We start from the raw sequence: 14,193 nt of genomic DNA on the forward strand, positions 1-14,193 counted from the left end.
GGCCGCAGGTGCCGTCTGATACAGCTCAGCACGATCGGCGCGGCACGGGTAGGTGGCTAGCATAAGCGCCCGCTGGCGCAAATTCGCACCTAGTCGCTTTTCAGAAGATCCACATAACGAACATGGAGGGTGATGTAGCGTTTCGCCCCATCAAGCAGGATCTTGACCTGAGTTGCCGTCGCGCCAGGTCCGAGAATTGTCCCTGCCTTGCCACCGAGCCGACGTCCTGCAGAGGAGGCGACGACCACCCGCCGACCAGCAAGGAGCTCGTCTTTGGCAAGCAACAGATCTGCCGATTTTGGTAGGTTACGGTTCGTGCTGCGCGGCATGGACTTGCAATTATAAGAATGCTCGACGCGAAGAAAACCCCGCCGGCCAATTAGCCGGCGGAAGGTCTTGGTCCCTCAATTGCGACGCATGACGCGCCAGCGTGTCGCGCGCCATGGAAAACTGCCCCCTCGGCGTCATGAGGAATTGCCCCCTCCTTGGATAGCCGAGGAGAGAGTGAATGAAAGAGGAACGAATCGCGGAAAGCTCGTCGTGGATTGATCCACGGGGGCAGGTAATGAAGACGCCGGATGACGTGGCGGAGATGTTGCGCCCGAGGGCGTGCGGGTGGTCCGTCGGCGGACGGCGATGCCGACGGATCCATTGCTTGTTGTGGGTATCGATGACTGGGCGTTCCGGAGAAACCGTCGGTACGGGACCATTGTGTGCGTTTTGGAGCGTCGGCGGATCGTTGCTTTGCTGCCCGACCGGGAAACGGCGACCGTTCAGGCGTGGCTGTCGAAGCACCCGGACATCAACATTGTGTCGCGAGATCGCGGTGGTGGATACGGCGAGGCAGCAGCCAAGGCGCTCCCGAACGCCATCCGGGTCGCTGACCGCTGGCATCTGATGGAAAACGCGAGCGCGGCCTTTCTTGATGCGGTGCGCCGCTCCATGAGCAAAATCCGAACCGCAATCGGGGCGACGACGATCGATCCTAAACTACTGACCTCCGCGGAAAGGCTTCGCTATCAGGGCTATCTGCGGCGCCAGGACAGCCATGCCGCAATTGCGGCTCTTGTCAGCGACGGTGTGCCGCTCAAGGAGATCGTCCGCCGCACAGGACATAGTCGCAATCTGGTTCGCCAAATTAGCCGCGGCGGCGGTACGGATATGTTCCGCACCCGTCAAAGCACCCTGGATGGGCACCTGCCGTTCCTGGACGCGCAGTGGTCAGGCGGCTGTCGCAACGGTGCCGAGCTCTGGCGCCGTTTGAGAGGGCAAGGTTTTAAGGGATCGCTGCGCGTGGTGGCGGAATGGGCCACGCGACGGCGACGCGCCGAGACTATCAGCCGTCAACAATTGCAGAAGGTTCCCGCCGCCAGGACGATAGCGCAGCTGCTGACAACGAAGCGCGACAACCTAAGCAAGGCCGAGACGGTAACGGTTGCCGCTATTGAACAAAGCGTTCCTATGCTGGCCGATGCCCACGCTCTCGTTGGCCGCTTCCAGGCGATGATCCGAAAGAGGGCCGAGATCGAGCTCGAACCTTGGATAGATGAATCCAAGCGGAGCCTCATTGGCTCGTTCGCGAATGGCATCGCCAAAGATAAGGGCGCGGTGCACGCGGCTATCACGCAACCATGGTCCAATGGACAAGTGGAAGCTCAGATCACCAAGCTAAAGCTGGTCAAACGGCAGATGTACGGGCGCGCCAAGCTCGATCTTCTTCAGGCTAGGCTGATTGGCGCGCCATAAAAACAAACACGATCATCGAATATGCGTCAGAGCCAAGTTTGGACGCCGGTTGACATACCGCCTTGCCTGATCGGCATGGAAGCCTGCGTCGGCGCACATCACCTGAGCGGCAAGCTCGCATCGCTTAGTCACGATGCCAGGTTGATGCCGGCCAAATATGTCCGCCCATCGATGACCTATCCGGCGAGATCGAAACACTGGCCCGGTCAAGATCAGGCATGTTCGCGCCTGATGACGGTGCCTGGCATCGGGCCGATCATTTGAGCGCCATGGTGGCCGCGATCGGCACTGGAGACGTATTCTCCAAAGGCCGCGACTTCCGCGCTTGGCTTGGACTGGTGCCCAAGCAAATCTCGACGGGAGACCGCACCATCCTCGGCAAAATCTCGAGGCGCGGCAATCGCCACCTGCGCGTTCTTTTCGTGCAGGCGGCGTGGGTTGTGCTGGTCAGGACAAAGAACTGGAAACGTTATAGGCTCAAATCCTGGATCGAAGCCGCCAAAAGGCGGTTGCACCACAACGTGCTCGCGATCGCGCTGACCAACAAGCTTGCTCGCATCGCCCGGGCAGTGCTGGCTAAAGGATGCGCCTTCGAGCTGACGAGGACCGACAATGCAGGCGTCCGACCCGCTTGATCCTCGCGCCGTGCTCAGTGCGGTCAAGGCGCAGCCTGGCGATGCCGGAGCCAGCCGCAAGCCAAGTGCGACGGCTGGCCTTGACCGCCCCTGCGCGTGACGCGATTGACGTTCTGCGGGCCGGGACGAAGGAACGGCCCCTGGGCTTGAACAAAGGAACTACGAAAACTCCTACGTCTTGAACTGGGCCGTCGGCGTTGAGCGCGAAATCTTCAGCTCTTCCTCGTTCATGTCGATAGGAACGTCAGCGAACAACGGCGTACTCAGATAGCGCTCCCCGGTGTCAGGCAGCATGCAAAGGATGTTCGCGCCTTTCTCGGCCTCTGCCGCGATCTTGAGCGCGCCAGCCATGGTTGCGCCCGAGGTGATACCGACAAAGATGCCCTCCTTGGTCGCAAGTTCCTTGCTGCACCTGATGGCCTCGGGGCCGGGGATGGGCAGGATCCGGTCGATGAGTTTCATCGTGACGGCATCGCCGGTGATCTTTGGGATGAAGTCGGGCGTCCAGCCCTGCATCGGATGCGGCTTGAATGTCGGATGCGGCGCCGCCGGCGTGCCATCGTCGTTGCGCATCTGCTCAACGCCGCTGCCCAGCAGTTGCGCATCTTGTGGCTCACAAACGATGATCTTCGTGTCGGGACGTTCCTTCCTGAGCACCCGCGACACGCCTTTCAGCGTGCCGCCAGTCCCGTAGCCCGTGACCCAATAGTCCAGCCGGTCTCGCGCGAAATCGTCCAGAATCTCGACCGCTGTAGTTTTGGAATGGTAGTCCGGATTGGCTTCGTTTTCGAATTGCCGCGTCATGAACCAGCCATGGGTCTTGGCAAGCTCCATAGTCTTGTTGATCATTCCGACCGCCCGGTCGGCCGCAGGGGTTACGACGACCTTCGCGCCCAAGAACCGCATCAGCCGCCGCCGCTCTATGCTGAAGGTCTCGGCCATGGTGACAACCAGGGGGTATCCTTTGGCGGCGCATACCATCGCAAGGCCGATGCCCGTGTTGCCGCTCGTCGCCTCAATTACTGTCTGACCGGGCTTGAGTTCTCCGGATTTCTCCGCGGCCTCGATCACGCCAAGAGCGAGCCGGTCCTTGACCGAGCCCAGCGGATTGAAGGCCTCTACCTTCACAAAGAGGTTGACGCCCGCGGGCGCGAGACGATTGATCCGCACAACGGGCGTGTGGCCGACAGTTTCGAGAATGCTTTGATATTGATGACCCATGGTTATGTCCTCATCACAACAATTTTTCAAAAAAACAACATTGCAGACTGCGATTAGCTCCGCTCTCAAAGACACAAGGATGTAAGCTTCAGGCACTAGGCCGACGTTGAATGCGCGGTCACATTAGCCGGCAAAGAGTTTTGGAAAGTAGCACGTTGCAGAAGAATTAGATATCGAGGCCGGCGCTGGGTCGGTGTGCCCTATCATGTCACCAGAACTTTGTTCGCTCTTTAGCGTGCTATGTTGTCCGACTTGGGCCAATAACGCACTGAGCAGCCCGCTCCAGCCGTCGCTCGATCTCCCGGCGCAACAGGCTAAAATCGATAGGCTTTGGAAGCAATCCGGCTGCACCAAGTTCGGTCGCTCTCTTCCGGGTCGTATCGTCGCCATAAGCGGTGATCATGATGACGGGGACGTTTGGACGCTCCGCCTTCACCTTGGGCAGCATCTCAAGACCTGTCATACCCGGCATGTTGATGTCGGAAAGGATCAAGATGAGTGACGGATCAGGTATTGCCTTCACCTGCTCCAACGCGGCCGGTGCGGACAGGGCAAATTCCATCATGAACCGGCCGGACCGCAAATCCCGACGGAACTGTTGCCTGAACATCTCGACGACGTCGGGCTCGTCATCGACTACAACGATGTACGTGCTCATGTCGTGCTCCGTCTCGGCGCGCCAGTTGCCCGCGGCAGCGTGACAATAAATTCCGTATATTCGTCTGGCGCCGTGTCTACGCGGATGGTGCCCCCGTGTTGTCTCACGATGATGTCATGGGTCATAGACAGGCCGAGTCCCGTTCCTTCCCCCGCGGGTTTGGTAGTGAAAAAGGGGTTGAATATCTTCTCCTTCACCTCAGCCGGTATGCCAGTGCCGTTGTCCCGAATGCGTATCTGAACTGAAGCGCCCAGATTTTTGGTACTGGCCAAGAGTGTCGGCTCAAATGCCTTTCCACCGCTATCGACCGCCCGTTTGGTTGCCGCATAGAAGCCGTTCGAGATTAGGTTCAACAAGGCGCGGGTGATCTCCTGCGGGAAGAGCTCAGCCTCTCCAGCCGTAGCGTCAAATTGACGTTGCAGTGCAATGTTGAAGCCTGACTTCTCGGCCCGCGCGCCATGATAGGCAAGGTTCAGGCTTTCCTCGACCAAGCTATTAATGTCGGCGACTCGTAGCTCGCCTGACCCTTCGCGCGAGTGCAGCAGCATGTTCTTAACGATCGAATCCGCGCGCTTGCCGTGCTGGACCACTTTCTCCAGATTGGATTTTAGCATCCCCGTTAGTTCATTAATGTCGCCGCGAATCCTCTCATCGAGCGGGACCGGACCCAATGTATCGCTGAGTTCATCAGTCAACTCTGCCGAGAGCGCCGCAAAATTGTTGACGAAATTGAGCGGGTTTTTGATTTCGTGGGCGATGCCGGCGGTGAGCTGGCCGAGGGATGCCAGCTTCTCCGTCTGAACCAGGCGGTCTTGTGCCGTTTGCAAATCCCGCAACGCGTTTTGGGCAGCGTCGCGCGCCAGGCGAATGGCCTCTTCAGCTCGCTTGCGCTCCGTAATGTCGGCATAGATCAGAACGAAACCCCCGTCAGGCACCGCGTTGCGGCGCACCTCGACGACGCGCCCATCCGGCCGGGTACGTTCAAGGCGCAACTCCCGCCTGGTATCCTCAACCGTGCCGATCAACTGCTCTTCGAGATCGGCCGAGTATTCGCCGCGCTTCGCAAGATAGCGGAAATAGTCGGCATAGCTAGGTCGCCCGGCCAAAAAGGCGTCTGGTAGATCGAGCATCTCCTGAAAATTGCGATTCCATGCGGCGATTCGCGCTTCGGCATCGAACATGACGACGCCGTCACCCATATTGTCGAAGGTGACGCGCAACTCGGCCTGACGCTCTCGTAGCTCCTCAAACAGGCGGGCATTCTCGATTGCGATTACCGCTTGGTCAGCGAAGGTGGTTGCGAGTTCGACCTCCCTATCCGTGAAGGGTTCGACTCGTGTCCGTGTAATGCTAAATACGCCTAGAAGCTTATCCTCCCGTATCAACGGAATGCCAAGGGTCGTGCGGTAGCCTGCGATCTTCTGCCCTTCGCTGAGAGTGTATTCTGGGTCTTGCAGGACATCAGGGATGACGACGGCTCGACGCTCTGACGCAGCCCGTCCGGATGTCGAGCCGCGTCCGGGTGTGAAGGGATTCGTCTGGAAGAAGTCTCTTGCCGCCGTCGAAAGCCCGTAGTCAGCCACTAGGTGCCAAAGATCATGGCGCAGATGGAACATATAAACCTGATCTGCCCGGCAGAGACGCGCCACGGTCTGCACCAGCGTGTCGAGCACGGTGTCGAGGTCGACAGCGGAACGGCTGATGATCTTGAGCACTTCGGCCGTCGCCGTCTGTCGCTCCAGCGCCTCTTTCGTCTCGTTGAACAGGCGCGCGTTCTCGATGGCGATCACCGCTTGGTCGGCAAAGACCTCCAAGAGAGCGATTTGGTCCGTCGAAAACGGCTTCAACTCCAATCTGTAGCTTGCAATAACACCAATCAATTCATCGCCCTTAAGCATTGGCACCGCGAGGAGCGTTCGAATCGGGCCCACATCTCGCAAAGCATATTGATAATCTTGGTCAGCTTGAACGTCAGCCACATGGATAGTTCGCCGTTCAAGAGCAGCTCTGGCCGAAATGCTCTGCCGTCCAGGCTCAATTGGGTTCTGGTATACGAATTGTTGCACTTCGGGGCCGGCGTTGCAGTGGGCCACGGCTCTGAGCAGCCGACCATCATATCGGAAAATGAAGGCTCTCTCGGCCTCGCACAGCTTGACGGCATTCTCAGCTATAACGTCAAAAACGGGTTGAAGATTGAAGGTAGACCGGCTGATCACCTTCAGTACGTCGGACGTCGCAATTTGCTGCCGAAGCGATTCCGACAGCTCGCTCGTCCGCGTCTGCACCTCATCAAACAGCCTCGCGTTTTCGATGGCGATCACGGCTTGATCAGCAAAGGTCGATACTAATTCAATTTGCTGGTCGCTAAAGGGCTTGACTGTCTTGCGTCCAAGGAAGAGAGCGCCAATCGGCTCGCCCTGACGCATCAGTGGAACTCCGAGCAGCGTTCGATAGCCCGCCGCTCTCTGCATGTCGGGATAGTTGTATTCCGCGTCCGAAAGAACGTCGATGATCTGAACGGCTTTCTTTTCGAGCAGCGCGCGCCCGATCACACTTCCTCTGCCTGGTTGTATTCGCAACGGATCAGCAACCCTGACCCAATCGACAGCGAATTTGTAGGCCGTAGCGTGATAGTAGCCGCGCTCATCCTTGCGCGCGATCGAACCCATATCTGCGTTGCAGAGTTCTGTCGCCGATTCGGTCAGCGTATCGAGCACGGTTTGCAAATCAAATGCCGAGCGGCTAATGACCTTGAGCACGTCTGCGGTTGCTGTCTGCTGCTGAAGCGATTCCTGCAAGTCGCGAGTGCGGGCCTGCACTTCGTCGAAGAGCTTGACGTTTTGGATGGCAATAACGGCCTGGTCAGCGAAGGTCTGAAGCAGTCCAATCTGCTTCTCCGTAAAAGGGTTGACCTCCCTACGGCGCAAGACAAGCGCGCCAATGCTTTCCCCTCCCCGAAGTAGCGGGACGCTGACAATGCTGCGGTGGCCCATGCTGAGGGCAAGTTCTTGGCCTTCAGGAAATTCGTCCCGCTCAGCTTGCAGATCGTGCACATGGATCGCCTTCTTCTCTATGAAAGCACGACCTGCAGTCCAGTTTCGATTTATTGATTTTCTAATGGAAAATTGTGGGATTGGCCCATGATGGGCCACGAACAATAAATCTTTACCTTCCTGCAGTAGTGCTACTGCATCATAGGCTCCACAGAACTCGCAAGCGCTTTCAACAATGGCATTCATGACGGGTTGTACGTCAGTTGGCGATGAGGCAATCACGTTGAGGATGTTGGCACTTCCGGTCTGGTATCGTAGCGCCTCGGTAAGGTCCTGCGTCTTGGCCTGCACCTCGTTGAACAACCGCGCGTTCTCGATCGCGATGACAGCTTGGTCGGCGAAGGTTTGCAGCAACTGGACGTGATGATCGGCGAGGACGCCCGGCTCCTGTCGCGTGGAGGTGATATACCCTATAAAAGTGCTGTGGCTCACAAGCGGCGTAAACGTGATGCTGCGCCAGCCGCGGGTACGGGCAAGTCGCTGGATTGCGACCTCGGCCTTTTCAGAATCAGCGATCTGTATAGTTTCGCCTTGCTTAAGTAGAGCGGTGGGCATCACGCCGAGATGCATGGGAAACGATTTCTGAAGAGCTTTGTCGGATTTCGGGTCCGTGGGCGTATAGGCCACCAAATGAACGAGGTCGCCAATAACCCGATGAACCGCGGTCGAGAAGCTCCCGATCAATCGGTTCGCGCTATGCGCGATAGCGTCGAACACCGGCTGCACGTCCGACGGTGAGCTCGCGATGACCTTCAATATCGCAGCCGTTGCCGCCTGTTGTACACGGGCTTCCTGCAACTCCGTGTGCCGGGCTGTGGTCCGCTTCAAAGGGGCGGCGGGCTGAACGGGACGCTTGGCCTTCGAAGGCTTACGGCCGTTCGCTAAGCGCGCCAGGCGGGCCTTCGCCGCGCTCCGCTTGCCGCCTGCTTTTGCCGACCGCGCCATATCCGCCCCGGGGTGAACAAGGCCATCTTATCGGGCGCAACCCATTCTGGAAGGGGTCAAAGGAGCCAGAATATTGCTCCCGGGCGTGATTTCCGAGTTGGGTCAAAAGCGGCGGTTGAGGAAAGCACGCCCCGCGTCGCTCCACTGCCGATAGCCGACGTCACGATAACTTCGGGCATGTTCAGCAACGGTCCTAAGTGGTCTTTTCCGGCGGAGGAAACCGCTTTCGACTGGTAGCTTCCTCCGCAAGTCTGGGTTTAGTCCTTTGGCGGCGGCGCTTTGGGGAAGGCCGCGAGTGCTCGGATCTTCCAGACACCGCCTTCTCGCACATCCGTCGCCGTCCAAAGCCCTTTAAAATCCATAGGCTCTCCGGATGCGTTCTTGCCAGTAAGATGGAATTGACCGACTGCGATCAGGGTATCAGGCCCCAAAGGCGAGACCTGATCAACCGTGATCTCATTGTGATTAAAACCAGCCTTGAACACGCCAGCGTAAGTTTCAGCAATGTTTGTATGAGGTCCGGCGCCATTAATCATCATGCCGCCGGTCGCATAGAGCGCTGCAATACCTGCTGCGTTCTGCTTGTTGAAATTGTCGGCATAGGCGGTGCCGATCTTCTCTACTTCCTGCTTGAGATCCGCATCCGTTGCAAAGCAGGGAGAGCCGAAAGCGGCCACGACGAAACAAAGAGCGTAAGCACGTCGCATCTTAATTCCCTCCAAAGGTATGCTGATCTGAAAAGTCGGCCTGTTAGGCAACAATAGCTTATCACGTCAATTTGGAGTTGCGATAACGATCGGAACGATCATCTAACACTTTCGCTATGCGATATCGACCTCGACAATGTCCACCGAGCTGAAGATGGTGTTGGGTGAGCTCGGCAATGGCCTGTGCGGCAATCGAAGCGTTTGAGGCGCGGACGGTGAGTGTGCGGACTAATGAAGACGGCTTCTAGTCGGCATTGTTTCCAAAGCGGTGAAAGCGAGCCTTTTCTGCTGCGATTTCGGCTGCGGCGTCGAAACGGAAAGCATTCCGAGCGTTGGCGTCTGGATTAACATTGCGCACGTTGGAGCAATTATCGCGATGGCAGAAATGGGTATTGCGGAAGCCGCCGATTAGGCGGCCTGGTTCGTTGATTGTCTAGAAAAAGAAATCTGGAAGATGCGAAACGCCGACCGGCGCAATGTGCTCGACTTGGTCGATGGCGTGCTGAGGTAGCGCGACGTCTGCCGCAGATGCGACGGTTGGGCCGGTCTGAACTGGTGGCAATTCCGTTGGCAGGTGAGCCAGTGCTTGGTCCGGCGCGTGATCAAAGACTTGAGATGGAAGCGTTGATAGTCTCGCCATTACGATACTCCTAAATAATAAGCCCGCCCTCTGGGGATTTCGTCTTTGCGGGACGCCAAAGAGCGGGCGGCAGAGATATCACTATGCGCAGCGCCAAAACGCCGAGTGAAATTCTACGCCGATTGGGAAAAAGTGGCAATTGACACTCTTCCCTCTGTCGGAAGTATTTTCTTATCGGGGAGGGCTTTCATGCCCGAGATGCTGGAAGCAGTTCTGTGGTGTGCCGCGCTTGCGACATGGCTGATGATCCTCTTCGCAGTCATGTCTGCCTACTGGCGAAAATCGTCGGAGTGGCGGGCGTTACGTGAAAAGCCCGGCAATGGCGAGAGCAAGATCGGCTGCGAAATCCGTCGCGCACAGCGCAATGAGCAGTCCGCCGCCGACGAGCGCACCAATAATTCTGAGCGTGATCATTTTTGAAATCCCCCTTGGAAAATGAGGAAGCTAAGCCCGGCTCATTTCCGGAAGGCTTCGCGGTCGCTGGGAATGGTTTCGTTCACTGGGGAGTGACTGAGGCAAATATGACAGGCGCGCTGTCGTAGTCTATGCACCCGGAAGAGCGGCAACGCGCGTCAACGAGATCTGGGCGATGGACTTCGTTCATGACCAGCTGGCCAACGGCGGTAAGCTCCGGGTGCTCACGATCGTCGATATTTTCTCACGCTTCTCGCCCGCACTGGAGCCGCTGACCTTGCCCCCAAGTTTTATCCAATCCTGAGTTCGCTCCGGCTGTTGGATTTGCCCGGTTGGGCGGTGGTAGCGACGGGAGCTGGCGCGGAGCCCTCGGCATAGCGCAGCGCCAGATCCCGGCGCGGGTGGCAGGTAAATGCGAACTCGGACGGCGTCTTCCATCCGAGCCGCGAGTGTGGTTGTGCCTCGTTGTAATCGGCCCGCCAGCATCGGAGCGTGACGCGGGCCTGGGCCAGCGAGGTTAACAGCGTCTCGTTCAACAGTTCATCCCGCAGCGAGGAGCCAAGAATGATGCCGCTGACGCGGCCGCAATCTGCGAAGCGGTTAGCCGTCCCAATATGCGCTTCGTCCCGATCAAAAGCGCCGAGAACCAGGGCTTCTTGATGCTTCATCGTGCAAGAGGCTTGCTGGTCCGCCAACGCACCATGACAGCTTGCGCCATTCGAGCTCACTTTGCTGAGTTCGGAATCATTGTCGTGCAACGAATGGATGGTCTGGTGGACTTGTTGGACGACGAAGATCTGACGCTGCCGGCTCACGCCCGCATCGCACTTGCCTTGCTTGTGAACCAACTGAGGGAATTGGACCGACAGGTTGAGGCCATCGAACGTGAGCTGGCTCGGATCCAGAGCGCAAATCCGATGGCGAAGTTGCTGTCCTCGATTCCCGGCATCGGCCCCATAACGGCTACGGCCCTAGCTCGGGCGAACGCCTCCTGAAGTCACTCCATCGGTCGCTTGGATCTATGGCGAGCGTCAGAAGCCGGCATAGTAATCGTTGACGGCTCGTGCTCGTCCCGGATCAGTCCAGTTCCAGGCATTGTCGTTGCCGTACTTGGGCGCGCCCTTCAGCCGGTCGGCCGTGAGGTTGGTTCGGTAACCGCCGAGGCCGGTGTCGTACTTGAGCGATTGCCAAGGCAGCGGATAGTGGTCGTCGCCGATACCGAGGAACCCGCCGAAGCCAAGGACTGCATAGGATACCTGGCCGCTGGTCTTGTCGATCATCACGCGCTCGATCGACCCGATCCTCTGGTCGTCCGCTCCATAGACGGCAGTGCCTTCTACCTTGTCGCTTCCGATCAGACTTCCTGTTTCCCGTCGTTCCGTTTCCATCTGAGTCTTCTCCATTGGTTTTCGGTGCAGGAGAACCGTGCTCGGGACGCTCTCGTTCCTACGACCGCAACGCATCGCAGGGTTTCGATGCAACGAGGCGCGTCTCCCCACGACCGTCGTGGTCTGTCATGTCGCCGGTCCGGCGCGGTCTTCCTTAACGCCACGGGCGACGATCCCGAGCGACCACGCGCGGGGTGACGTCGTCACGTTCAAATCCCAACGCCTCCTTTGGCAGAATTGCTGACCGAAATGGCTCGATCTTGCGTTGGCCGGCATGCTCTTTCGATAGAGCCGCCATCTTTATCCTTCTGTCAGAATTCGATCGAGCCTCAAACGGTGTCGATGATCGGTCAGCAGGCGTGCGCCACCCAGAACGGCAGCCAGCGTTCCCATCCCGGTCCCACCGGCGATCAGGAACATGATCAGCAATTGATATTTGACCGCATCGACAGGCTCGACGCCCGCAAGAATCTGGCCGGTCATCATCCCCGGCAGCGAAACGAGCCCGATCGCCGCCATGCTGTTCATGATCGGCATGAAGCCGCTTCTCAGCGCGTCCCGTATTATGGGCAGCAGGGCTTGGTGTCGGGTGCCGCCGAGCGCAAGACAAGCCTCTACGGCGGCTCGTTCGCGCACCAAGCTGTTGGTCAGCACGTCCAGGCCCAGACTTATTCCGGTCATGGTGTTGCTGAGCATCATGCCCAGCAACGGCAGCGCATAGCGCGGATGATACCAAGGATCTGGACGCAACTCCGTCAGGAGCGCAAACATCGTGACGGTGCCGGCCGCGAGCAGCGTGCATGCGGCACCCAGACCGTACTTCCAAACGCCCGGAAGGCGCCGCTTCTGCCGCGCGACGATCTCCCGCGAAGCGAAGAAGACCATGACCAGGGCGGCGAGGGCAGTCCAGAACGGCGACACCGCAGCAAACAGGAACGTCAGCACGTATCCGACGAGGACGAGCTGAACCACCATGCGCACGGTCGCAATGGCCAGTTGCTTCTCAAGCTTGAGGCGGAGAACAAGCGAGAGGACGCCATCCATGACGACAAGGAGCGCAGGTAGGACCAGATCGCCGTACGAAAGCTGGATGTAGGTCACGGCTGGCTTTCCTGGATCCTACCGTCGGGTGTCATCGCGAATATTCTTGACCCGACACGGCGAGCTTGGGCGTCGTCGTGGGTGCTCCAGAGGACACTCGTTCCATCCGCCATGCGTTCGGCAATCAGAGCTTCAACGGCCGCAGCGGATGCGGGGTCGAGGCCCGAGGTCGGTTCGTCCAGCAGAAGCACCCGCGATCGCAGCATGAGCGCCCGCACAAGCCCCAATCGCTGTCTCTCGCCGGTCGAAATTCTTTGGATCGACCACGGTCCGCAGTCCTCCGGCAGCCCCACGCGCGTAACCAACGGCAGGGCATCGTCCCAGGACGTGAAGTGCTCCTGCACGGTGTCGGACCACCAGCCAGGCTCGGCTGCGAGATAGGTTACTTGTTTTCGCCAGGCGGGGGCTGGCATCGCTTCTCTGGGCGTTCCATCCAGCTTGACCGTTCCTTCGTTGGGATCGAGGTCCGCGACGGAGCGGAGCAGCAAAGTCTTTCCTACTCCGGAGGGTCCTTGCAGGGCGACGCATTCGCCGTCCTGCAGGTCGAATGACACGGAGATGTGCAGGCGCTTGAGCCCGCTGACCGTCAGCATACGTCAGAGCTTTAGCTGGAGCCGATCGGCAACCCGCCTGGCGATCTCCGCCGGCGCCTCGCCCGGGTAGGGATGCACCGAACTGACGTTGATCTCGCCGAGTACGTAGCTGTCGCTCCCGTCGGCTTGGACCGGGCCGAGCATGAAATCGGCGTCCCAGATCGCAGGTAGGTCGTCTCGCGCGATATCCAGCAATGACGTTAGCTGCGGCGTCCACTCGTCCTCCATCAACCGGCGCAGCCGCTGGAAGTGCGGGTCAGCGTTCGACGTGTAGAGCCGCGGTCCGGCGTCAGATCGCGCGGCCGGCGAGTCGACCAGGGCTTTGACCTTGTGGTGGCCGAAGCCGGCACAGCGATCGCCTGCCATGTAGCAGCGGACCACGCCCTCGCTCAGGCAAGGCTGGAACGCCTGGTCGATGACACTGCCGTTCTCGAAATACTCCGCACAGCGACGAAGAAAATCATCCAGCGTCAGTTCCTCGGGCGCGTCCTTGGTCGCATCCAGCACCTTGATCATGGAGGAGGTCGGCAACTTCTCGACCTTCCAGACGCCTTGGCCGCCGTTGCCCCGGTTGCGTTTGATCACGCGCGGGCCGGCGGCGAGCCGCGTTGGCAACTCGGCGTGCATGGCCGCAGCGGTTTGATATAGCGCTGTGTCGCTTCCCCATCCCATCGAGCGGGTATGATAGAGAACCTCCTTGGTGCCCATCTTGAGGATGACATCGGGATGGGTACTCACCCACACGCCCTGCGCGGCGACGTCGCGCAGCAGCGCGTCGAGACTGGCGCGGTTTCGGCCGTCTTGAATCGGGTTGACCCAGACGAGCACTCCGTCCACCGCGAGCAGTTGTTCGCGGACGGTGTCGGCGAAACTTTCGTCGTAGATCGCAGGGCGCCCGTCGACGCCGACGGCGGCCAGCGCCTCGAAGACGTCGACGAAGCGGCCGTTTTTCGAGGTCGCGTCTCGGCGCGCGGCGGCATCTCCTCGCGAGAGGATGGCGACGGTGCGTCGGGAAGAGGGATGCTTCTCGGTATTCATGCGCAAGCTCCACGTGTTGCGTGCTGCGCAGAACTTGGACCGAAGTCTCGCCGG

General features: G+C 59.1%; 10 protein-coding genes and 5 pseudogenes. 5 read left to right on the plus strand and 10 right to left on the minus strand.

The genetic code is table 11. The features are described 5' to 3' along the window. Positions 1-89: 89 nt before the first annotated feature. The gene (locus tag XH90_RS11015) at positions 90-329 is read right to left on the minus strand and encodes a hypothetical protein (protein WP_194481290.1); all 240 of its coding nucleotides are present in this window, start codon (positions 327-329) and stop codon (positions 90-92) included. Positions 330-609: 280 nt separating this feature from the next. On the opposite strand from XH90_RS11015, the pseudogene XH90_RS11020 reads away from it, so the two are divergent. After that, a pseudogene (locus XH90_RS11020) lies at positions 610-1,746 on the plus strand (ISL3 family transposase); the annotation flags it as partial. Positions 1,747-1,797: 51 nt separating this feature from the next. Further along, positions 1,798-2,381 (plus strand): annotated as a pseudogene (locus tag XH90_RS11025) (transposase); the annotation flags it as partial. 171 nt (positions 2,382-2,552) lie between these two features. Here XH90_RS11025 and cysK read toward each other — a convergent pair. From cysK to XH90_RS11045, 4 genes are all read right to left on the minus strand, one after another. Further along, on the minus strand, positions 2,553-3,602 hold the full coding sequence (cysK, locus tag XH90_RS11030) for a cysteine synthase A (protein ID WP_194481292.1): 1,050 nt from the start codon (positions 3,600-3,602) through the stop codon (positions 2,553-2,555). A gap of 238 nt (positions 3,603-3,840) precedes the next feature. Continuing rightward, positions 3,841-4,260, minus strand: a complete 420-nt coding sequence (locus tag XH90_RS11035) for a response regulator (protein ID WP_194481293.1) — start codon at positions 4,258-4,260, stop codon at positions 3,841-3,843. Then, on the minus strand, positions 4,257-8,258 hold the full coding sequence (locus tag XH90_RS11040) for a GAF domain-containing protein (protein ID WP_194481295.1): 4,002 nt from the start codon (positions 8,256-8,258) through the stop codon (positions 4,257-4,259). The genes XH90_RS11035 and XH90_RS11040 overlap by 4 nt, the downstream gene beginning before the upstream one ends. 257 nt (positions 8,259-8,515) lie before the next feature. Then, complete coding sequence (locus tag XH90_RS11045) at positions 8,516-8,965, minus strand: DUF4440 domain-containing protein (RefSeq protein ID WP_194481297.1); 450 nt, start codon at positions 8,963-8,965, stop codon at positions 8,516-8,518. Between the two features lie 829 nt (positions 8,966-9,794). Between XH90_RS11045 and XH90_RS11050 the strand changes: the two genes are divergently transcribed. Continuing rightward, positions 9,795-10,025, plus strand: a complete 231-nt coding sequence (locus XH90_RS11050; RefSeq protein ID WP_194481299.1) for a hypothetical protein — start codon at positions 9,795-9,797, stop codon at positions 10,023-10,025. A 154-nt stretch (positions 10,026-10,179) separates the two neighbouring features. Next, positions 10,180-10,290 (plus strand): annotated as a pseudogene (locus tag XH90_RS11055) (IS3 family transposase); the annotation flags it as partial. Positions 10,291-10,309: 19 nt separating this feature from the next. Here XH90_RS11055 and XH90_RS11060 read toward each other — a convergent pair. Beyond that, positions 10,310-10,570, minus strand: a pseudogene (locus XH90_RS11060) (integrase core domain-containing protein); the annotation flags it as partial. Between XH90_RS11060 and XH90_RS39785 the strand changes: the two are divergent. Next, positions 10,571-10,772: pseudogene (locus XH90_RS39785) on the plus strand (transposase); the annotation flags it as partial. It lies immediately after the preceding pseudogene. Positions 10,773-11,050: 278 nt separating this feature from the next. On the opposite strand, the gene XH90_RS11070 reads toward XH90_RS39785, so the two are convergent. The 4 genes from XH90_RS11070 to XH90_RS11085 form a co-directional block, all read right to left on the minus strand. Continuing rightward, a complete protein-coding gene (locus XH90_RS11070) occupies positions 11,051-11,407 on the minus strand; it encodes a PRC-barrel domain-containing protein (protein ID WP_194481300.1) in 357 nt (118 codons plus the stop codon). Positions 11,408-11,707: 300 nt separating this feature from the next. Beyond that, on the minus strand, positions 11,708-12,508 hold the full coding sequence (fetB, locus tag XH90_RS11075; RefSeq protein WP_194481302.1) for an iron export ABC transporter permease subunit FetB: 801 nt from the start codon (positions 12,506-12,508) through the stop codon (positions 11,708-11,710). After that, a complete protein-coding gene (locus XH90_RS11080) occupies positions 12,505-13,101 on the minus strand; it encodes an ATP-binding cassette domain-containing protein (RefSeq protein WP_194481303.1) in 597 nt (198 codons plus the stop codon). Before XH90_RS11080 ends, fetB begins: the two co-directional genes overlap by 4 nt. A 3-nt stretch (positions 13,102-13,104) precedes the next feature. Beyond that, positions 13,105-14,139 carry a Cj0069 family protein gene (locus XH90_RS11085; RefSeq protein ID WP_194481305.1) on the minus strand — a complete coding sequence of 345 codons (1,035 nt, stop codon included), beginning with the start codon at positions 14,137-14,139 and terminating at the stop codon, positions 13,105-13,107. Positions 14,140-14,193 lie beyond the last annotated feature (54 nt).

Source organism: Bradyrhizobium sp. CCBAU 53338 (genome assembly GCF_015291665.1).
Lineage (GTDB): Bacteria > Pseudomonadota > Alphaproteobacteria > Rhizobiales > Xanthobacteraceae > Bradyrhizobium.